18 protein-coding genes are annotated in these 20,326 nt (G+C 69.2%); 12 read left to right on the top strand and 6 right to left on the bottom strand.

Annotated features, from left to right (window positions below):
• Nucleotides 1-5 precede the first annotated feature (5 nt).
• The 4 genes from MKD50_RS17010 (at nucleotide 6) to MKD50_RS16995 (ending at nucleotide 3,792) form a co-directional block, all read left to right on the top strand.
• Entirely contained in the window at nucleotides 6-698 is a 693-nt protein-coding gene (locus MKD50_RS17010) for a GntR family transcriptional regulator (RefSeq protein WP_092316683.1), read from the top strand.
• A 580-nt stretch (nucleotides 699-1,278) separates the two neighbouring features.
• On the top strand, nucleotides 1,279-2,082 hold the full coding sequence (locus MKD50_RS17005) for an SDR family oxidoreductase (protein WP_115705344.1): 804 nt from the start codon (nucleotides 1,279-1,281) through the stop codon (nucleotides 2,080-2,082).
• 55 nt (nucleotides 2,083-2,137) lie between these two features.
• Entirely contained in the window at nucleotides 2,138-2,917 is a 780-nt protein-coding gene (locus tag MKD50_RS17000; protein ID WP_115705346.1) for an enoyl-CoA hydratase-related protein, read from the top strand.
• A 41-nt stretch (nucleotides 2,918-2,958) separates the two neighbouring features.
• Nucleotides 2,959-3,792 carry a crotonase/enoyl-CoA hydratase family protein gene (locus tag MKD50_RS16995; protein WP_252667848.1) on the top strand — a complete coding sequence of 278 codons (834 nt, stop codon included), beginning with the start codon at nucleotides 2,959-2,961 and terminating at the stop codon, nucleotides 3,790-3,792.
• A 10-nt stretch (nucleotides 3,793-3,802) separates the two neighbouring features.
• On the opposite strand, the gene MKD50_RS16990 is transcribed toward MKD50_RS16995, so the two are convergent.
• The 3 genes from MKD50_RS16990 to MKD50_RS16980 all read right to left on the bottom strand — a co-directional run bounded on the left by MKD50_RS16990 (nucleotide 3,803) and on the right by MKD50_RS16980 (nucleotide 5,966).
• The gene (locus tag MKD50_RS16990) at nucleotides 3,803-4,183 is read right to left on the bottom strand and encodes a DUF2784 domain-containing protein (protein WP_252667845.1); all 381 of its coding nucleotides are present in this window, start codon (nucleotides 4,181-4,183) and stop codon (nucleotides 3,803-3,805) included.
• Nucleotides 4,184-4,197: 14 nt separating this feature from the next.
• Nucleotides 4,198-5,118, bottom strand: coding sequence for a LysR family transcriptional regulator (locus tag MKD50_RS16985; RefSeq protein ID WP_025586057.1), 921 nt, complete (start codon nucleotides 5,116-5,118; stop codon nucleotides 4,198-4,200).
• 149 nt (nucleotides 5,119-5,267) lie between these two features.
• On the bottom strand, nucleotides 5,268-5,966 hold the full coding sequence (locus tag MKD50_RS16980; RefSeq protein WP_115705354.1) for a hypothetical protein: 699 nt from the start codon (nucleotides 5,964-5,966) through the stop codon (nucleotides 5,268-5,270).
• Between the two features lie 283 nt (nucleotides 5,967-6,249).
• Here MKD50_RS16980 and gcl point away from each other — a divergent pair, with 283 nt between their 5' ends.
• The 7 genes from gcl (at nucleotide 6,250) to MKD50_RS16945 (ending at nucleotide 17,560) form a co-directional block, all read left to right on the top strand.
• Entirely contained in the window at nucleotides 6,250-8,034 is a 1,785-nt protein-coding gene (gene gcl / locus MKD50_RS16975; RefSeq protein ID WP_252667843.1) for a glyoxylate carboligase, read from the top strand.
• Nucleotides 8,035-8,161: 127 nt separating this feature from the next.
• Nucleotides 8,162-8,944, top strand: coding sequence for a hydroxypyruvate isomerase (hyi, locus tag MKD50_RS16970; RefSeq protein ID WP_252667841.1), 783 nt, complete (start codon nucleotides 8,162-8,164; stop codon nucleotides 8,942-8,944).
• 78 nt (nucleotides 8,945-9,022) lie between these two features.
• Nucleotides 9,023-9,943, top strand: a complete 921-nt coding sequence (locus tag MKD50_RS16965) for a 2-hydroxy-3-oxopropionate reductase (RefSeq protein WP_018006167.1) — start codon at nucleotides 9,023-9,025, stop codon at nucleotides 9,941-9,943.
• A 111-nt stretch (nucleotides 9,944-10,054) separates the two neighbouring features.
• Nucleotides 10,055-11,368 carry a glycerate kinase type-2 family protein gene (locus tag MKD50_RS16960; RefSeq protein ID WP_252667839.1) on the top strand — a complete coding sequence of 438 codons (1,314 nt, stop codon included), beginning with the start codon at nucleotides 10,055-10,057 and terminating at the stop codon, nucleotides 11,366-11,368.
• A 163-nt stretch (nucleotides 11,369-11,531) separates the two neighbouring features.
• Nucleotides 11,532-12,995 carry a pyruvate kinase gene (gene pyk / locus MKD50_RS16955; RefSeq protein ID WP_115705363.1) on the top strand — a complete coding sequence of 488 codons (1,464 nt, stop codon included), beginning with the start codon at nucleotides 11,532-11,534 and terminating at the stop codon, nucleotides 12,993-12,995.
• Nucleotides 12,996-13,249: 254 nt separating this feature from the next.
• A complete protein-coding gene (ypfJ, locus tag MKD50_RS16950; protein WP_115705364.1) occupies nucleotides 13,250-14,119 on the top strand; it encodes a KPN_02809 family neutral zinc metallopeptidase in 870 nt (289 codons plus the stop codon).
• Between the two features lie 303 nt (nucleotides 14,120-14,422).
• Nucleotides 14,423-17,560, top strand: coding sequence for a multidrug efflux RND transporter permease subunit (locus MKD50_RS16945; RefSeq protein WP_252667837.1), 3,138 nt, complete (start codon nucleotides 14,423-14,425; stop codon nucleotides 17,558-17,560).
• A 112-nt stretch (nucleotides 17,561-17,672) separates the two neighbouring features.
• Here MKD50_RS16945 and MKD50_RS16940 read toward each other — a convergent pair whose 3' ends face one another.
• The 3 genes from MKD50_RS16940 to MKD50_RS16930 form a co-directional block, all read right to left on the bottom strand.
• Entirely contained in the window at nucleotides 17,673-18,086 is a 414-nt protein-coding gene (locus tag MKD50_RS16940; RefSeq protein ID WP_115705366.1) for a hypothetical protein, read from the bottom strand.
• A gap of 259 nt (nucleotides 18,087-18,345) precedes the next feature.
• Nucleotides 18,346-18,765, bottom strand: a complete 420-nt coding sequence (rnk, locus tag MKD50_RS16935) for a nucleoside diphosphate kinase regulator (RefSeq protein ID WP_115705367.1) — start codon at nucleotides 18,763-18,765, stop codon at nucleotides 18,346-18,348.
• Between the two features lie 518 nt (nucleotides 18,766-19,283).
• Nucleotides 19,284-19,715 (bottom strand): Cd(II)/Pb(II)-responsive transcriptional regulator, encoded by a 432-nt coding sequence (locus MKD50_RS16930; RefSeq protein WP_240073032.1) that lies wholly within the window; start codon nucleotides 19,713-19,715, stop codon nucleotides 19,284-19,286.
• Nucleotides 19,716-19,936: 221 nt separating this feature from the next.
• Here MKD50_RS16930 and MKD50_RS16925 point away from each other — a divergent pair, with 221 nt between their 5' ends.
• Nucleotides 19,937-20,272, top strand: a complete 336-nt coding sequence (locus MKD50_RS16925) for a hypothetical protein (protein WP_252667835.1) — start codon at nucleotides 19,937-19,939, stop codon at nucleotides 20,270-20,272.
• Nucleotides 20,273-20,326: the final 54 nt, after the last annotated feature.

Below are 20,326 nucleotides of genomic sequence, written 5' to 3'. Positions count from 1 at the left end.
CTGCCATGCCCGAGCATATCGATCCTGACATGACCGCCGAAGCGATCGCCGACGACATCGTCGCGGCGATCGTTTCGCACCGCCTGCCGCCCGGCACCAAGCTGCGCGAGGAGGCGCTGGCCAGCGTCTACCGCGTCAGCCGCACCAAGGTGCGCGCGGCGCTGCTGATGCTGTCCAAGGACAAGGTCATCCAGATCGTGCCGGACAAGGGGGCCTTTGTGGCCAAGCCCAGCGCCGAGGAAGCGCGCGAGGTGTTCGCCGTGCGCCGCATCCTGGAAGCCGCGCTGGCGCGCGAGTTTGTCGCCAAGGCCACCGCCGCCGACTACAAGCGCATCGACCGCCACCTGGCGGCCGAGCGCAAGTCGCTGGCGGGCAACGATGCCCAGGTGCGCACCCGGCTGCTGGGCGACTTCCATATCGTGCTGGCCGAGGTGGTGGGCAACGGCGTGCTGACCGAGATGATGCGCGAGCTGTCGACGCGCAGCGCGGTCATCACCATGCTGTACCAGTCGCGCCGCGACGCGGCCTGCTCGTCGGACGAGCACCGCGAATTCATCGAGGCCGCCCGTGCCGGCGATGTCGAGCGCGCCGTCACGCTGATGGTGGACCACCTGGGCCATGTCGAAGGCGCCCTGCATTTCGAGGAAACCGCGCCGGTGGCGCGCGGCAAGGACCTGGTCGCCGCGCTGCTGGCCTAGGCGCCGGCTCCGCCTGCCCCGCTCTCTGGCTTTGGTGCCGACCGCTTGACGTGAGTCAAAGCCCTCCCGGGCGCCCGCGCGCAAACTCCATCTCGCCATGAAGACGCGGGGGCGCACTTCATGAGCACTTGCCTGCCGGCACCTCATCGTCGACAGGCTGCCCGCACGCTGCAACGGTGTGCGGGCTTTCTTTTTTCTGAGGACGGGGTTCCGCGGCGCCGAATGGCGCGCGGCCCGGCGGCCTCTAACCCGTGCCGTCCGGCACCGGTTTTTCCCTTTTCCGACAGCAGGTTGCAGTGCTCCGCGCCCACGCTCCGGATACCCGCATGGCCGCGTCGAGCGCGTTTCCCGCGCGCATGCGCGGCGGCCCCGCGTGAAAAGCGAATCCCGCCTTCGGGTTAGGATGCCGCAGGCCCGCCAGAGGCCCGCGCCGTCCCGCTACGCTGCGGTGGCAGCCGCACACGAGAACAATCACAGGGAGACCGCCATGCGCCATCGCGCGATACCTGCCGTGCCGCCGCCGCGCCGGCGCTAGCCCTCGCCTGAATCCGCCGTGCTTCCCGACCGAAAAGGACTTCCCATGCCCAGTGCCTTCCGCCCCGACGCCTTTGCCGGCAAGACCGTATTCGTCGCCGGCGCCTCGTCCGGCATCAACCTTGGCATCGCGCACGGCTTCGCGCGCGCCGGCGCCCGGCTGGCGCTGATCAGCCGCACCGCCGAGCGCATCCAGGCCGCTGCCGACACCATCAGCGCGGCCGGCGGCACCGCCATCGGCATGGCCGCCGACGTGCGCGACTACACCGCGGTCGAAGCCGCCTTTGCGCGTGCGCAGGACGAGCTGGGCCCGATCGACGTGGTCATCTCCGGCGCGGCCGGCAATTTCCTGGCGCCCGTGGTCGGCATGTCGGCCAATGCCTTCAAGACCGTGGTCGATATCGACCTGCTCGGCACCTTCAACGTGTTCCGCGCCAGCTTCGACCACCTCAACAAGCCGGGCGCGTCGCTGATCGCGATCACCGCGCCGCAGGCAGTCAACGCGATGATGTTCCAGGCCCATGCCTGTGCCGCCAAGGCCGGCATCAACATGCTGATCAAGTGCCTGGCAATGGAATGGGGCCCGGCCGGCGTGCGCGTGAACGGCATCTCGCCCGGCCCGATCGCCGACACCGAAGGCATGGCGCGGCTGGCGCCGACGCCCGAGATGGAGGCCCGCTACAAGGCGCGCCTGGCGCTGCGCGACTACGGCACCAAGGACGATATCGCCGATGCAGCGATGTACCTGAGCAGCGACAACGCGCACTACGTCACCGGCACCATCCTCGACTGCGACGGCGGCAGCAAGCTGGGCGACGCCTCGGCAGACGCGCTGAAGAAGCCGCAATAGCCCGGCTGCACCGGATATCCGTACCCGCAACGACCCAGAAACCAGGAGAACCACCATGACGGCAACCGTCCTCTACCAAGCCAGCGAAGGCGTGGCCACGCTGACCCTGAACCGCCCGGACGTGCTCAATGCACTGAACGCCGACATCCTGCGCGAACTGCGCGAGGCCGTGGACCGCGCCGCCGCCGATGCCGAAGTGCGCGCCGTGCTGCTGACCGGCGCCGGCCGCGGCTTCTGCGCCGGCGCCGATCTGGCCGCGCGCCAGGGCGGCGGCGTGTCCGATTCCGGCACGCTGCTGCGCGAGCGCTACCACCCGATCATCATGGCGCTGCGCGAGATGCCCAAGCCGGTCATCACCGCGGTCAACGGCGTCGCCGCCGGTGCCGGCATGAGCCTGGCGCTGGCGGGCGACGTGGTGCTGGCAGCGCGCTCGGCCAGCTTCCTGCAGGCGTTCTCCAAGATCGGTCTGATCCCGGATGCCGGCAGCACCTACTTCCTGCCGCGCTATGCCGGCGAGATGCGCGCCCGCGCCCTCGCTATCCTGGCCGAGAAGATCGACGCCGAAGAAGCCCACCGCATCGGCCTGGTGTGGAAGGTGCATGACGACGCCGCGCTGCAGGACGAGGCCGGCAAGCTGGCCCGCCACCTGGCGACCATGCCGACCATGGCCTACGCCATGATCAAGCAGGCCCTCAACCAGAGCCTCGGCAACGACCTCGCCGCGCAGCTGGAGGTGGAAGCGACGCTGCAGTCGCGCGCCAGCCGCAGCGAGGACTGCCAGGAAGGCGTGGCCGCCTTCGTCGAGAAGCGCAAGCCACAGTTCAAGGGCCGCTGAGCGCGGCGACCGCACCACTGCCACTTCCAGGGAGCCCGCGCATGAGCGCCAGCAATGAACGTATCCTCGTGACGATCGAAGGCGGCGTCGCCGACGTCCGCCTGAACCGCCCCGACAAGATGAACGCGCTCGACCAGGCCATGTTCGATGCCCTGATCGAAACCGGCGAACAGCTTGCGCGCCTGCCGGACCTGCGCGCGGTGGTGCTGTCCGGCGCAGGCCGTGCCTTCTGCGCGGGGCTGGACATGGGCCGCATGGCCGGCATGTTGTCCGACGGTGGCGGCGAATCCCACAACGACAGTATCGGCGCCGGCCGCCTCGGCAAGCGCACCCATGGCATCTCGAACCGGCCGCAATACGCCTGCATGGTCTGGCGCGAGCTGCCGGTGCCGGTCTTTGCCGCCGTGCACGGCGTGGCCTTCGGCGGCGGCCTGCAGGTGGCGCTGGGCGCGGACGTGCGCTACGTCGCGCCGGATGCCAGGCTGTCCGTGATGGAGCTGAAGTGGGGGCTGGTGCCCGATATGGCGGGCATGGTGCTGACGCGCGGGCTGGTGCGCCCCGATGTGCTGCGCGAGCTGATCTACAGCGCGCGCGTGCTGAGCGGCAGCGAGGCGTGCGAGCTGGGACTGGGCACCTATCTGGCCGACGATCCGCGCGCCGCGGCGCTGGCCGCCGCGCGCGAAGTCGCGCAGAAGAATCCGGATGCGATCCGCGCCGCCAAGCGGCTGATGGCGGTGGCGGAGCGCGGCGACCACGCCGCCATCCTGCAGGCCGAGTCCGACGAGCAGGACCGGCTGGTGGGCTCGCCCAACCAGCGCGAGGCGGTGCTGGCCAACCTGGAAAAACGCGCGCCGCGCTTCACGCCGGCAGGCTAAAGCCGGTCGCTCAGCGCCTGGCATGGTGGTGGCGCCGCCGGCGCCACCACAGCGCATAGATCGCGACGTTCACCACCAGTACCACCGCGCCCAGCCACAGCTGCACCGCCGGCGTCAGCTCCGCCGGATAGATCAGCGGCAGCAGGTAGCGTTCGACAAAGCCGCCGCTGTAGCCGGCCTGCCCGGCAGCCCGGCGCAGCGTGTTTTCCAGCGGCGTCAGCGGGCAGATCCAGCCGGCCCATTCGATCAGCACGCCCCACACCGCCGCGGGCAGGTGCCCCCATGCGGCCCGCGGCCAGCGCAATGCCAGCAGGCCGCCCGCCACCACGAACACGATGAACAGCGCGTGCGCGATGACCACGAGGTCGGCCAGCCAGGCGGCGATCGGCATCGTAGGCTGCGGCCTCAGTTGCCGCCCGCGGTGTCCATCCAGTAGCCCGGGCGCGCGAACTGCGCCTTCAGGTGCTCGATGAAAAATCGGATCTTGGCCGGCACCGGACGCTGCTGCGGATACACGGCGAGGATGTCGTAGGCGGGCAGCGCGTATTCGTCCAGCACCGTGATCAGCTCGCCGCTCTCCAGCTGCGGCAGGATCTCCCAGGTGGAACGCCAGCCCAGGCCCAGGCCCTCGCCGGTCCAGCGGTGCAGCAGCTCGCCGTCGTTGCAGTCCAGGTTGCCGTTGACGCGCACGGTCACGGTCTTGCCGTTCTGGCTGAAGTACCAGCCGCGCTGCTGGCCGCCCTGCAGGTTGAACGCCAGGCAGTTGTGCTGGGCCAGGTCGTCCAGCGTCTGCGGCACGCCGTACTTGGCAAAGTACGCCGGCGTGCCGCACACCACGCGCTTGTTCGACGCCAGCTTGATCGCGACAAAGTTCGGATCGATGGCGCCGCCGATGCGGATGCCGACGTCATAGCCCTCGCGCACCAGGTCGACCACGCGGTCGGTCAGGTTGAACGAGATCTGCACCTCGGGGTTGCTGGCCAGGAACGCCGGCGCGTGCGGCGCCACGTGCTTGCGCCCGAACGCCGCCGGCGCCGACACGATCAGGTGGCCGGTGGCCTTGTGCTTGCCCTCGGCGATCAGCATCTCGGCGCGGTCGAGGTCGGCCAGCGCCTTCTTGCACTGCTCCATGAACACCGCGCCCTGCTCGGTCACGGCAATGCGGCGCGTGGACCGGTGCAGCAGCTTGACGCCGATGCGGGCCTCGAGTGCGTTGATGCGGCGGCCGATCATCACCGGCGTGACGTTCTGCGTCAGCGCTGCGGCCGCCATGCTGCCGTGCTCCACCACGGCGATAAAGGCTTCGATTTGCTTGAGTTTGTCCATCGGATATTGGTCTCCCGGGCGCCATTGTGCGGCATCGCCGGGGTTGTGGCATCCCTGCGCGGCTGATGGGCCGGATCGAGGCCGGCGCATAAGGGCCGCCGCCGGGCCCCGCCACGGGCACGCGGCCGCACCCGGCACGCAGGCGGGTTTCAGCCTGCGCCCGCCGTACGCTTGCTGATTTGCGCGTTCAGCTCGGCCGCCTCGCCCAGCACATGGGCCAGGCGCCGCAACGGCCGGCTGCATTGCAGATGCAGGTACAGGTAGCCGGCGCCGCCGGTCACCACCATCACGCCGTAGAGCCACAGCAGCGTACCGGCCAGGGCCTGCTGGCGCGGCAGTGCCGCCATCACCGCGGCGGCCGGCGCCAGTGCCAGCAACACCGCCAGCGTGCGTGCCCCGCCCTCCCACAGCCGCAGCTGCAGCGCCACGCGACGCTGGCGCGCCTGCAATTGCTGTGGCGGGATGCGCGCCAGCCGGCGCAGCAGCGCGTCTTCGGCGGCGCTGTCGCGGTCCAGCTCGGCGGCCTGCCAGCGCAGCGGATGGCGCAGCCGCCCCAGCACCGTGCCGGCACGGGCCAGCCCCGCGCCGACATAGCACGCGGCCGCCAGCGCTAGCAGGGCCTCGAAGCCGCGCAGGGACCAGAGCGGCACGGCCTGCTTCAGCCCCAGGCGCCAGATCGCCAGGCCGGCGCCGCACAGGATCGTCGCGGCCAGTGCCGCGATAAAGCCGAGCCACAGCGCACGCCCGAGCCGGCTCTCCGGCGCGGGGGCAGGCGTGGACGCCGCCTCGGGCGAGGCGGCGGCAAGCGCTTCCAGCAATTCGTAGGTGGACGGCAGCCTGGAATACATGGTCGGCCCGGATGGCAGGGAATGCCGCCATTTTGCCGCAGCGCGCCGCCGCAGCACGCCGGCGCGCCGGCGTACCCGGTGCTGCGCGGCGTGTCCGTATCGTCACACCACATATCCAATGGCATGCATCGGCGTACCCGCGCCGACCGTCCGACGTGGCTTTCCAGCCCTCATTGCGTACTGCAAGTATCGAATCAACTGATCGCTCTTCTGTTTATCCCAACCGGCCTGCGGGAATAGGATCGACTCCAACGAAATTCCCACCATTACCGGAGACAAGATCATGGCAAAGATGAGAGCAATCGACGCGGCAATCGCCGTGCTGGAGAAGGAAGGCGTGACCACCGCGTTCGGCGTGCCGGGCGCGGCCATCAACCCGTTCTACTCGGCGATGCGCAAGTCGGGCAACATCAACCACGTGCTGGCCCGCCACGTCGAGGGCGCCTCGCACATGGCCGAAGGCTACACCCGCGCCGAGCCGGGCAATATCGGCATCTGCGTCGGCACCTCGGGCCCTGCCGGCACCGACATGATCACCGGCCTGTACTCGGCCTGGGCGGATTCGATCCCCATCCTCTGCATCACCGGCCAGGCCCCGCGCGCGCGCCTGTACAAGGAAGACTTCCAGGCCGTCGACATCGAGTCGATCGCCAAGCCCGTGACCAAGTGGGCCGTGACCGTGCGCGAGCCGGCGCTGGTGCCGCAAGTGTTCCAGCAGGCGTTCCACATCATGCGCTCGGGCCGCCCGGGTCCGGTGCTGATCGACCTGCCGTTCGACGTGCAGGTCGCCGAGATCGAATTCGATCCCGACACCTACCAGTCGCTGCAGCCGTACAAGCCGGCCGCCTCGCGCGCCCAGATCGAGAAGGCCATCGCCATGCTGAACGCGGCCGAGCGCCCGCTGATCGTGTGCGGCGGCGGCGTGATCAATGCCGATGCTTCCGAGCTGCTGGTCGAGTTCGCCGAGCTGGTCAACGTGCCGGTGGTTCCGACCCTGATGGGCTGGGGCGTGCTGGCCGACGACCACCCGCTGCAAGCCGGCATGGTCGGCCTGCAGACCTCGCACCGCTACGGCAACGCCACGCTGCTGGCCTCGGACTTCGTGATGGGCATCGGCAACCGCTGGGCCAACCGCCACACCGGCAGCGTCGACGTCTACACCAAGGGCCGCAAGTTCGTGCACGTCGATATCGAGCCGACGCAAATCGGCCGCGTGTTCGGCCCGGACCTCGGCATTGTGTCGGACGCCAAGGCCGCGCTGGAACTGTTCGTTGAAGTCGCCCGCGAAATGAAGATGGCCGGCCGCCTGCCGTGCCGCAAGAGCTGGGTCGCCGACGTGCAGAAGCGCCGCCGCACCATGCAGCGCAAGAGCGACTTCGACAACGTGCCGGTCAAGCCGCAGCGCGTGTACCGCGAGATGAACCAGTACTTCCCGCGCGACGTGCGTTACGTCAGCACCATCGGCCTGTCGCAGATCGCCGCGGCGCAGTTCCTGTCGGTCAACCAGCCGCGCCACTGGATCAACTGCGGCCAGGCCGGCCCGCTGGGCTGGACCATCCCGGCCGCGATCGGCGTGAAGACCGCCTCGCCGGATTCGGACGTGGTGGCGATCTCGGGCGACTACGACTTCCAGTTCATGATCGAAGAACTGGCCGTGGCCGCGCAGTTCAAGGTGCCGTACATCCACGTGGTGGTGAACAACTCCTACCTCGGCCTGATCCGCCAGGCGCAGCGCAACTTCGAGATGGACTACTGCGTGCAACTGGCCTTCGACAACGTCAACGCCCCGGAGCTGAACGGCTACGGCGTCGACCACGTCAAGGTGGTGGAAGGCCTGGGCTGCAAGGCCATCCGCGTGTTCAAGCCGGAAGACATCGCCCCGGCCTTTGCCGAAGCGCGCGACCTGATGGCCGAGTTCTCGGTGCCGGTGGTGGTCGAGGTGATCCTGGAGCGCGTGACCAATATCGCGATGGGCACCGAGATCGACAACATCAACGAGTTCGAGCCGATCGAAGACATCGAGGATGCCGACGAGGCCATCCTGAACGAAGAAGTGGAAACGGCGTAAGACCTTCCCGCCCCTTTGCAGTCCGACACGTCATCCCCGCGCATGCGGGGATCCAGCGTCTTCTGAAGTCACTGGGTTCCCGCTTGCGCGGGAACGACAAGAAAAACCAAGTCACAGGAGATGACAAATGACCAAACTTGCGGCCAACCTCACCATGCTGTTCAACGAAGTCGGTTTTCTCGACCGCTTCGAAGCCGCCGCGCGCGCGGGCTTCCGCGGCGTGGAATTCCTGTTCCCGTATGCGTTCCACGCGGACCAGATCGCTGACCGCCTGAACCGCTTCCAGCTGGACCTGGTGCTGCACAACCTGCCCGCCGGCAAGTGGGACGCGGGCGAGCGCGGCATTGCCTGTCATCCGGACCGCGTCGGCGAGTTCCAGGACGGCGTGGGCGAGGCCATCAAGTACGCCAAGGTGCTGGGCGTGCGCCAGCTGAACTGCCTGGTCGGCATCCTGCCGCAGAACGTCAAGCGCGAGCAGGCCCAGGAAACGCTGGTGGAGAACCTGCGCTTCGCCGCCGGCGCGCTGGCCGCCGAGCATATCGACCTGCTGGTCGAGCCGATCAACACCTTCGACATCCCGGGCTTCTTCCTGTCGCGCACGCAGCAGGCGCTGGACCTGATCACCCAGGTCAACGCGCCCAACCTGTACGTGCAGTACGACATCTATCACATGCAGCGAATGGAAGGCGAGATCGCCAGCACCATCAAGGCCAACCTGCCGAAGATCAAGCACATCCAGCTGGCCGACAACCCGGGCCGCAACGAGCCGGGCACGGGCGAACTGAATTACCAGTACCTGTTCAAGTTCCTGGACGAGATCGGCTACACCGGCTGGATCGGCTGCGAATACAAGCCGAAGACCACCACCGAAGCCGGCCTGGGCTGGCGCGCCGCCCACGGCGTGCAATAAGCGCTGCGCGCTGCCGTCGTATCCCGCTACTACCTACACGAACCAAGACACATTTAATCTCAAGCAAGGAGACATCACATGGCAACCACTCGCAACGTCGGCTTCATCGGCCTGGGCATCATGGGCGCACCGATGGCGGGCCACCTGCGCGCCGCCGGCCACACGCTGTTCGTGCATGACGTCAACCCGGCCCCGCAGGCGCTGGTCGATGCAGGCGTGACCGTCTGCACCAGCGCCGAGGAAGTCGCCAAGCGTGCCGACATCATCATCATCATGGTGCCGGACACGCCGCACGTGGAAGCGGTGCTGTTCAGCGAGAAGGGCGTGGCCGCCGCGTTCAAGGCCGCCGGCAAGGAAGCCAGCTACAGCAAGATCGTGGTCGACATGAGCTCGATCTCGCCGATCGCCACCAAGGATTTCGCCGCGCGCATCAACAAGCTGGGCGCTTCGTACCTGGACGCTCCGGTGTCGGGCGGTGAAGTCGGCGCCAAGGCCGCCTCGCTGACGATCATGGTCGGCGGCCCGCAGGAGGCCTTCGACCAGGTCAAGCCGCTGTTCGAGCTGATGGGCAAGAACATCACGCTGGTGGGCGGCAACGGCGACGGCCAGACCACCAAGGTGGCCAACCAGATCATCGTCGCGCTGAATATCCAGGCCGTGTCCGAAGCGCTGCTGTTCGCCTCCAAGGCCGGCGCCGATCCGGCCAAGGTGCGCGAGGCGCTGATGGGCGGCTTTGCCGCGTCGCGCATCCTGGAAGTGCACGGCGACCGCATGGTCAAGCGCACCTTCGACCCGGGCTTCCGCATCGAGCTGCACCAGAAGGACCTGAACCTGGCGCTGCAGGGTGCCAAGGCGCTGGGCGTGGCGCTGCCCAACACCGCCACCGCGCAGGAGCTGTTCAACACCTGCTCGGCCAACGGCCTGGGCAAGCAGGACCACTCGGCCCTGTGCCGCGCGATCGAGATCATGTCGAACCACCAGATCGCCAACGCCAAGTAAGCAGCAACCCCGTCGTCCCCGCCCAGCGGGGACGACACGCTTTGCAGTACCGCTTTGTACCCACTGCGTACCCGAAGTACCCGGCGTACCCGTCAGCACCCAGGATTCTTCATGCTCGTCACCGAACCCCAAGCCGCCCTGCTGTCGCCCCAGCGCACCGCAGCCAACGCTGAACCGCGCGCGCTGCTGCGCGACCTGTTCGATACCGCGGTCGCCTCCGTCAGCGCCAGCCACTGCCTGCCGCCGCACCTGCCCGCGCCGCCCAGGGGCCGCACCGTGGTGATCGGCGCCGGCAAGGCCGCTGCCGCGATGGCGCAGGCGGTCGAGGCGAACTGGCAAGGCGAGCTGTCGGGCCTGGTGGTGACACGCTACGGCCACGGCGCCGATTGCAAGCGCATCGAAGTGGTCGAGGCCGCCCACCCGGTTCCCGACGAAGCCGGCGCGCGCGCCGCGCAGCGCATGGTGGAGCTGGTCCAGGGACTGACCGCCGACGACCTGGTGCTGTGCCTGATTTCCGGCGGCGGCTCCGCGCTGCTGGCAGCGCCCGCGCCGGGTCTGACGCTGGCCGACAAGCAAGCCGTGAACAAGGCCCTGCTCAAGAGCGGCGCCAGCATCGGCGAGATGAACTGCGTGCGCAAGCACCTGTCCGCGCTCAAGGGCGGACGCCTGGCGCTGCACTGCGCCCCGGCACGCGTGGAAACGCTGCTGATTTCCGATATTCCCGGCGATGACCCGACCCTCATCGCCAGCGGCCCGACGCTGCCCGATGCGACCACCTGCGCCGATGCGCTGGCCGTGATCGCCAAGTACGGCATCGACGTGCCCGCCAACGTGCGCGCGCACCTGGAGAGCGGTGCCGGCGAGACGCCCAAGCCGGGCGATGCTCGCTTCGGCGGCCATCGCAATGTGACGCTGGCGACCGCGCAGCAATCGCTGGAAGCCGCCGCGGCGCGTGCGCGCGAACTGGGCTTCGAGGCCCACATCCTGTCCGACTGCATCGAGGGCGAAGCGCGCGAAGTGGCCGAGGTCCACGCCGCCATCGCGCGCCAGGTCGCGCAGCGCGGCCAGCCCTTCAGCAAGCCGTGCGTGATCCTTTCCGGCGGCGAGACCACCGTGACCGTGCGCGGCAAGGGCCGCGGCGGGCGCAATGCCGAATTCCTGCTGGCGCTGGCGGTGGCGCTCGACGGCCTGCCCGGCGTGCATGCGATCGCCGGCGATACCGATGGCATCGACGGCTCCGAAGATAACGCCGGCGCCATGCTGTCGCCCGATACGCTGGCCCGCGCCGGCGCGCGCGGGCTGCAGGCGCGCGCGCACCTGGAAAACAACGACGGCTACGGCTTCTTCGCCGGCCTGGACGACCTGATCGTCACCGGCCCCACGCGCACCAACGTGAATGACTTTCGGGCGATTCTGATCGTCTGACAAAACGTCGTCCCCGCGGACGCGGGGACCCAGTGACTTTCTGCCACCAGAAAGGCCAAGACGCTGGGCCCCCGCGTTCGCAGGGGAGACGATGGATTCAACACAGCAGTACCAATTGACTCGCGGCGCCGTGCGCCGCACCGAGAACGTTAGAGGAGACATCATGAGACGCCAGCGCAAAGCGAAGATCGTGGCCACGCTCGGCCCCGCCAGCACCGACATCGCGGTGATCCGCGCGCTGTTCGAGGCCGGCGCGGACGTGTTCCGGCTGAACTTCAGCCACGGCACGCACGACGACCACCGCGCGCGCTACGACGCGGTGCGCCAGGTCGAGGCCGAGACCGGCCGCCCCATCGCCGTGCTGGCCGACCTGCAGGGCCCCAAGCTGCGCATCGGCACCTTCGCCGCCGGCAAGGTCGCGGTGCGCACCGGCGATGTGTTCGTGCTCGACAGCGACCCGACCCCGGGCGACGGCACCCGGGTCTACCTGCCGCACCCTGAGCTGTTCCAGGCCGCTCAGCCGGGACAGTCGCTGCTGATCGACGACGGCAAGGTGCGCCTGGCGATCGAGTCGGTCACCACCGGTACCATCACCACGCGCGTGGCCAACAACGGCTCGCTGTCCGACCGCAAGGGCGTGAACGTGCCCGACGCGGTGATCCCCATCCCGGCGCTGACCGAGAAGGACCGCAAGGACCTGGACTTCGCGCTGTCGCTGGGCGCCGACTGGATCGGCCTGTCGTTCGTGCAGCGTCCGTCCGATATCGTCGAGGCGCGCGAGATCGTCGGCACCCGTGCCGGCATCCTGTCCAAGATCGAGAAGCCGGCAGCGCTGCAGCAGCTGGAAGAGATCGTACGCGTGTCCGATTCGGTGATGGTGGCGCGCGGCGACCTCGGCGTGGAACTGCCGCCCGAGCGCGTGCCCGGCGTGCAGAAGCGCATCCTGCGCGTGTGCCGCCAGCTGGGCAAGCCGGTGGTGATCGCCACGCAGATGCTGGAATCGATGATCGACTCGCCGGTGCCTACGCGCGCCGAAGCCTCGGACGTGGCCAGTGCGATCTACGAGGGCGCCGATGCGGTGATGCTGTCGGCCGAGTCGGCCAACGGCCGCTACCCGGTGCAGGCGGTGTCGATGATGAACCGCATCGTCACCGAGGTCGAGCGCGACCCGCTGTACCGCAACCTGCTCGACGCCCAGCACGAAACCCCGCTGAACACACGCCAGGATGCGATCTGCGCCGCGCTGCGCGAGGTCACGCAGATCATCGGCGCGGCGGCGACGGTGACCTACACCTCGTCCGGCTCGACCGCGCTGCGCGCCGCGCGCGAGCGGCCGTGCGCGCCCATCGTCAGCATCACGCCCAACCTGGAAATCGCGCGCCGGCTGGCGATCGCCTGGGGCATCCACTCCACCGTGAGCCCGGACGTACAAAGCGTCGATGAAATGGTCGAAGCCGCCACGCGCGCCGCCGTTGCCGAAGGCTACGCCGCGCCGGGCGACCAGATCACCATCGCCGCCGGCATGCCGTTCGGCCAGGGTGGCACCACCAACCTGCTGCGCGTGGCCGAAGTCAGCGCCAGCGCGCTGGCCGCCGCGCCTGTCGCACGCGAGGCCGCACTGGCCTGAGCGCACTGCGCGTTCCCGCTGCGGAACGACCAGGCCATGACGGAACCGGGTGCAAACCCGGTTTCTTCGCTTTGCCGCACACCGCCCGCATTGCCCGTCTCCAGGGTGAGTGGGCGGTGTTTTTTTTGACGGGCCGCTGTGCGCATCCGCCGCCACGGCGCGCTGCGGGAATGAGCACCAGCGCGAGCACCGAAGCGCGGATTGCTATACTGAATTCCACTTCCCTTACTCTATTCCCCAAGCCCGGAGCCCCCATGCGCCTCGATGACGAAGCCGAAAGCCAGCACGTTGAAGACCGCCGCGGTGGATTCGGTGGCCTTGGCGGCAAGTCGATCGGCATCGGCACGGTCATCATCGCGCTGGCGGCGTCGTATTTCTTCGGCATCGACCCGATGCTGATCATGCAGGGCGCGTCGGTGCTGCAGGGCTCAGGCCCGCAGCAGCAACAGCAACAGGCCAACCGGCCGCCGGCGACGGACCAGATGACGGTGTTCACGCGCAAGGTGCTGGGCAATACCGAGCGCACCTGGCAACACATCTTCGAAACCCAGCTCAACCGCCGCTATGCGCCGCCTACGCTGGTGCTGTTCTCCGGCGCCACGCCGACGGCATGCGGCACCGGCCAGTCAGCGATGGGCCCGTTCTACTGCCCCGGCGACCAGAAGGTGTATATCGACCTGGCCTTCTATGACGAATTGCGCCAGCGCTTCGGCGCCGGCGGCGACTTTGCCCAGGCCTATGTGATCGCGCATGAGATCGGCCACCATGTGCAGAACCTGCTGGGCGTTTCGGACAAGGTCGACAATGCGCGCCGGCGCGTGGGCGAGGCCCAGGCCAACCAGCTGTCGGTGCGCATGGAGCTGCAGGCCGACTGCCTCGCCGGGGTGTGGGCCGCCACCGCGCAGCGCGCCAACCAGCAGCTGCTGGAACCCGGCGATATCGAAGAAGGCCTGAAGGCCGCCGCCGCGGTCGGCGACGACCGGCTGCAGCGCCAGTCGCAGGGCTATGTCGTGCCCGAAGCGTTTACCCACGGCTCCAGCGAGCAGCGCGTGCGCTGGCTGCGCCGCGGCATCGAGTCCGGCGACATCCGCAAGTGCGACGCCTTCGCCGCGCGCGACCTGTAGTTTTCGGCACCGTCCCCCAACCTCCGTGGGGGCCGCCAATGTGACGTTTGCGTTGTCCGGCCCGGCTTCCCTGTCTATAATCGCCGGCAAGGCCGCAGTATGACGGCCGCTCGCCGGCGTCGATCCTCACCGATCCTTTCCAGCCGCAGCGCCGGGTCCTTCCTCGCCGGACCCCCGTACCCCGGTACGCGCCACTTGCCGCAGTCGTTGCGGCGTCTCCGCACCCAAGCCGTTCCGTTTCAACCGCACCGGAGCCACGGCCGATCTTCACTTGCCGTGCGCCCGTGCCAGCCCTGACCTGACATGGCGTCGTTTTTCCTGAAGCGCCCGGCGTTCGCCTGGGTGCTGGCCATCCTGACCGTGGTGGCGGGCCTGCTGGCCCTGAACCGCATTCCCATCGCCCAGTATCCGGCGGTGGCGCCGCCCACGGTGATCATCTATGCCGATTACCCGGGGGCGTCCGCGCGCACGGTCGAGGATCGCGTCACTGCGGTGCTGGAGCAGCAGATGCACGGCATTCCCGGCCTGCTCTACCTCGATTCCAGCAGCGAGGGCGGCACCGCCACGGTGACGCTGGGCTTCCGCCAGGGCACCGACCCGCAGCTGGCGCAGGTCAACGTGCGCAACCGCGTGGCCCAGGCCGAGCCGCTGCTGCCCGAGGCGGTGCGCCGCGGCGGGGTCTTTGTCGACCAGGCCAGCAGCAGCGCCTTCATGTATGTGTCGCTGGTCTCGGACAGCGGCCAGCTGGACGAAACCGCGCTGGGCGACTTTGCCGCGGGCTCGGTGCTGCCGCTGTTGCGGCGCCTGCCCGGCATCGGCAAGGCCGAGCCCTACGGCGCTGAATACGCGCTGCGGATCTGGTTCGACCCCGATAAGCTGAACGCCTTCAACCTGACCACGGCCGAGGTCGAAGCCGCGATCCGCGCGCGCAACGGCAACGTGACGCCGGGCCAGCTGGGCGGTGCGCCCGCGGTGCCGGGCCAGCCGTTCCAGGCGATCGTGCGCCCGCCCGCGCCGATGAGCGACGCACAGGCATTCGGGCGCATCGTGGTGCGCGCCGCCACCGACGGCTCGGCGGTGCTGTTGCGCGATGTGGCGCGGGTGGAACTGGCCGCCAGCGACTACCGCTACGGCTCCACGCTGAACACGCGCAACGCCGCGTCGATCGGCCTGAAGCTGGCCGACGGCGCCAACGTGCTGCAGACCTCGCGCACCGTGCGCGCCGCGCTGGATGCCGCCAGCCGGGGTTTCCCGGGCGACGTGCGCTATGAGATCTCGTATGACGGCGCCACCTTCGTGCAGGCGTCGATCTCGCGCGTGGTGCTGACGCTGATCGAGGCCACGGTACTGGTGTTCCTGATCCTTTACCTGTTCCTCGGCAACCTGCGCGCCACGCTGATCCCGTGCATCGTGGTGCCGGTGTCGCTGCTGGGCACGGTCGCGTGCCTGTACGCGCTGGGCTTGTCGCTGAACGTGATCACGCTGTTCGGCGTGGTGCTGGCGATCGGCATCCTGGTCGACGACGCCATCGTGGTGGTCGAAAACGTCGAGCGCATCATGCGCAGCGACGGCGTGGGCGCGATGCAGGCCGCGGCGCGCTCAATGCGAGAAGTCTCCGGCGCGCTGGTGGCGGTGACGCTGGTGCTGTGCGCGGTGTTCGTGCCGATGGCGTTCTTCGGCAGCGCGGTGGGCGTGATCTACCGGCATTTCGCCGTGACCCTGGCGGTGTCGATCGCGTTCTCGCTGTTCTTTGCGCTGACGCTGGCGCCGGCAATGTGCGCCAGCCTGCTGCGCCACAGCGCGGCACCGGCGCGCGGGCCGCTGGCGTGGTTCGATGCGCGCTTTGCCGCGTTCACCGCACGCTATGCCGGCTTGGCCCAGGCGCTGCAGCGCCGCCGGCTGCGCTGGCTGGCGGTGTACCTGGCGCTGACGCTGGCGTGCGGCTATGCGCTGTGGAAGATGCCGAGCGGCTTCCTGCCGGAAGAGGACACCGGCGAGATCGTGGTCGACGTGGAATTGCCCGCCGGCAGCACGCAGGCCGACACGCGCCGCCTGGTCGCCAGCCTGGAGCAGTGGATGCGCGACCAGCACTACCCGGTGCGTTCCAGCTTTGCCGTGCTGGGCTGGTCCAGCGGCGGCAGCGGCGAGCAGCGCGCCAGCCTGTTCATCGGCCTGTCCGACTGGAAGGCACGCGGGCGCGAGCACACCGCGCAGGCGGTGCTGGAGCGGCTCTCGGCCGGCCTGGAAAACTGGCCCGGCCGCGGCGCCGCGCAACTGTTCGCCTACAACAGCTCGGCGCTGCCGGAACTGGGCAGCATCGGCGGCCTGGACATGCGCCTGGTGGCGCGCCAGCCGGTGGGGCGCGAGGCGCTGTTCGCCGCGCGCGACAAGCTGATCGAGCGCGCCCGGCAGGACCCGGTGCTGGGCGAGGTGCGCGCCACCACCGGCCAGCCCGTGCCGGCGCTGGACCTGAAGATCGACTACCGCAAGGCCGAGGCCTTCGGCGTCGACGCCGAAGCCGTACACCATACGCTGTCGGCGACGCTGGGCTCGCGCTATATCGACGAAGTCGCGCGCGAAGGCCGGGTGCGGCGCGTGATCCTGCAGGCCGACGCCCCGTTCCGCATGCACCCGGACCAGCTTGCCCGCGTGCACGTGCGCAACGCACAGGGCGCGATGGTATCGCTGGCCGCGTTCGCGTCGCTGGAATGGGGACGCGGCGAGGTCACGCTGGAGCGCTTCGACGGCTTCAGCTCGGTGCGCATCAATGCCGAAGTGGCGCCCGGCTACACCACCGGCGCGGCGATGACGCGCCTGGCCGAATTGGTGCGAGAGCTAGGACCGGAATTCGACGTGCGCTGGACCGGCCGCGCCTACGAGCAGGAGCAGACCGGCACGCAGGCGCCGTGGCTGTTCGCGCTGTCGCTGCTGTTTATCTTCCTGTGCCTGGTGGCGCTGTATGAAAGCTGGACCTTGCCGCTGGCGGTGATCGCGATCGTGCCCACCGGCCTGATGGGCGCGGCCGCCGCGATCGGGCTGCGCGGCATGCCCAACGACGTCTACTTCAAGGTGGGCGTGGTGGTGATCATGGGCCTGGCGGCCAAGAACGCCATCCTGATCGTCGAATATGCCGAACAGTTGCGGCGCGGCGCCGGGGGGGCGATGGACGTGGTCGAGGCCGCCACGCGCGCGGCGCGCCAGCGGCTGCGGCCGGTGGTGATGACCTCGCTGGCGTTCGTGCTGGGCGTGGTGCCACTGGCGATCAGCACTGGCCCGGGCGCGGGCGCGCAACAGGCGGTCGGCACCGGCGTGCTGGGCGGCATGCTGGGCGCGACGGTGCTGGGCACGCTGGCGGTGCCGCTGCTGTACGCGGCCATCGCGCGCCGGTTGCCGCGCGCGCAACCGGCGCCGGAACCCGCGGCAGCCGCGTCTGCGGAATAGAAAAACGCCTGCCAGGCGAAGAGAGAAGGAGGAGGAGGTCGGCCGGGCAGGCGGGAGAGAAAACTTGCGGCCACCGCAGTGGCCGCGTCAGGTCTGGAGAAGACCCGCAGGATCAGACGCGATAGCCGTACAGCGAACCGTCGCCGGAGCGCGAGTTGTCGAGCGCGCGTTCGGCCACGTCACCGGTGAACGTGTGCGTGCCTTCGCTGAAGGTATCGAACTTGCCGCGCTGCGAGATCTCGCCGCTGAAGCTGCGCGCCCCTTCGCTGAAGGTGTCGAACTTGCCGTCGCGGCGCGAGCCTTCCGAGTACGGATCGAAGCGGCCGGTGCGGGCGCCGTCGGTGTAGGTGTCGAACTTGCCTTGCTTGGCGCCGTCCGTATACACATCGTACTTGCCGACCCGCAGCGCGTCGGCATACACATCGAACTTGCCAACCTTGCTGGCAGCGGGGGCAGCCATCGCCGTAGCGGACGCGGCCACTGCCGCGAACACGAGCGCGCCGCCAAGGATACGTCTGGCGATCATTTGGGACTCCTTCAACTGATTTCGTCGTTCTTTCTTGTAGGTCCGGGATAAGACTCCGGCCGCTCTGCAATCTATGTTGCGATGCGAGCACGGACTGAAGATTAGTCACAGCCCGCGCCAGCAGAAATACCGCTGCGACGAATGGTGCGTTGCGAGTCGTGAAACGACTCGCTTGCCGATGAATGGTGTCCGCGGATCGCCGGCGACACGCCGCCACGGAGGGGGCGCGCGGCGGCGGCCGCACCCGCGAGGGGCGGGCTCAGAGCGTGTACTGGCCGGCGGCTTCGGGCTGGAATGCGATCTCGGCGATGCTTACCTGCTGCTCGCGGCCATCGGGCAGGCGGTAACTGACGGTCTCGCCGGCGCGCGCGCCCAGCAACGCCTGGCCCACTGGTGACAGCACCGACAGCCGGCCGGCGTCGAAGTCGGCCGCGTCGGGATACACCAGGGTCCAGTCGCGCGGCGCCTGCTCGCCCGGCAGCGTGCACACCACGCGGGTGTTCATAGTGACCACATCGGTCGGAATTTCCTCGGGCGCGACGATGGTGGCGCGCGCCAAAAGGCTGTCGAGCATGTCCTCGAGCTGGGCCGAGCCGGCGCGGCTGGCGATGCGCTCCAGACGGGTGACGTCGAGTTCGGTCAGGTACAGGGTGGCGGTCTGGGTCTTGGTGGCCGTCATGGCGGGTCCTCCGGCAGTCGTGGGTGGGCGCGGCCGGCCTGCATGGCGGGCGGCGGCGGTCAGGTCTTGCGGGTTGGCGTGCCGCGCAGCGGCGCGCGCATCAACGGATCGGCAAAAGCGTTGCGGCGATCGCCGGCAACAACGGAAACGCTGGCTCGGGCCCGGTTCGGCCCGGGCCCCGCTATGGGAGACGAATCAGGCTGGGAACCGGGCGGAATCAGGCGGTGCGCCGATCCGGCGGGGAGAGATCGCGCGCTTGGCGCGCTGGGGCAGACTGGGAGCCAGGGCGACCGCGGACGCATGCGCGCGGCCGGTCCGCAGCGGGCGGACAGGCGCATCGGGCATCGGCGTCAGGCGATCGGTCATGGTCATTGCGGAAAAGGATAAGCGGCAGCGCATGGCTTGCTGCAATGGCGAGCCCGGAAGTGTCGGCTCACATGCCTTGCTGCCTCGGTCCGTGCACCGCGCTGGTGCGAAGCCGGAGCAACCATCGTAGCACAGCGTCGGGTTCGGGGTCGTCACCCGTTGGTGGCATGGCACTCACAGCCCGCCCCCACCGCCGCCTGCTGCAGGTTCTGCAGGATGCCGCACGCACTGGCGGGCTGGTGATGGCGGCAGGTCTCGCGCAATGCGCGCAGCTGGTCCTCGAGCGCCTCCAGCGCCACGCGCTGCGCATGGATCTGGGCGATCTGGCGGTCCAGCAACGTGTTGATGTCGTCGCAGTCCTGCGACGGGTTGCGCTCGAACTCGCGCAGCCGCCTGACGTCCGACAGGCTCATCCCGAGCGAACGGCAATGGCGCACGAAATTCAGCTGCACCACATGGCCCTCGTCATAGCTGCGGTAGCCGTTGGCCTCGCGCCGGGGCGCGTCGAGCAGCCCTTCGCGCTCGTAATAGCGGATGGTCTCGACATCGCAGCCGCTGGACCGTGACAGTTCGCCGATACGCATGAGCCTGTTCCTTGCCATACCCTGTAACCACTACAGGGTTGGCCATAGTGTAGGCCAGTCTGCCGCATCGTGCAGAAGGTGGCGAAACGCCTGCAACCGGCCGTGTGCTACCGCCGCCACGGGCGGCGCCAGCGTCTTGCGGCATCCTGTAGAATTCCTTCCACTTCCACCGATAAGCCGTCCCCCTGTTCGTGCGCGCCCTGCGGCTGCTCCTGCTGGTCATGATGCTGGCCTTCCTGCCCCTGCCGGGCTGGGCGGCCGCATTCGCGCATGCGGTGCTGTCCACCACCGAAGCCACGGCCGTACCCGCCGCTGCGCTCGGCGCCGAGGATGCGGATCGCGCCGCCGTGCCAGGAGACCCGACCGGCGACCCTTTGCCGCTTCCCGAAGCCGCCGAGCCGCAGTGGCAGCCCGGCGCCGACCTGGCCGAGCAATTGCTGCCAGCCGCCCCACTGCGGCTGGCCCCCTGGGCCGGCCGCGCCGGGCCGCCGCGCTATGCCGGCGCCCCGCTGCCCGAACCCGACCTGCCGCGGCTGCCGCGCCCGCCGCGCCCCTGATCCCTACCGGCGCGGCCCGGCCGCGCCCGCGTGTACCCGCGTGCCGCGCGCGAG

The organism is Cupriavidus mimosae (assembly GCF_023952485.1).
GTDB lineage: Bacteria > Pseudomonadota > Gammaproteobacteria > Burkholderiales > Burkholderiaceae > Cupriavidus > Cupriavidus taiwanensis_C.
The sequence above is the reverse complement of the archived record's forward strand: the minus strand, read 5'-3'. Positions and strand labels throughout refer to the sequence as shown.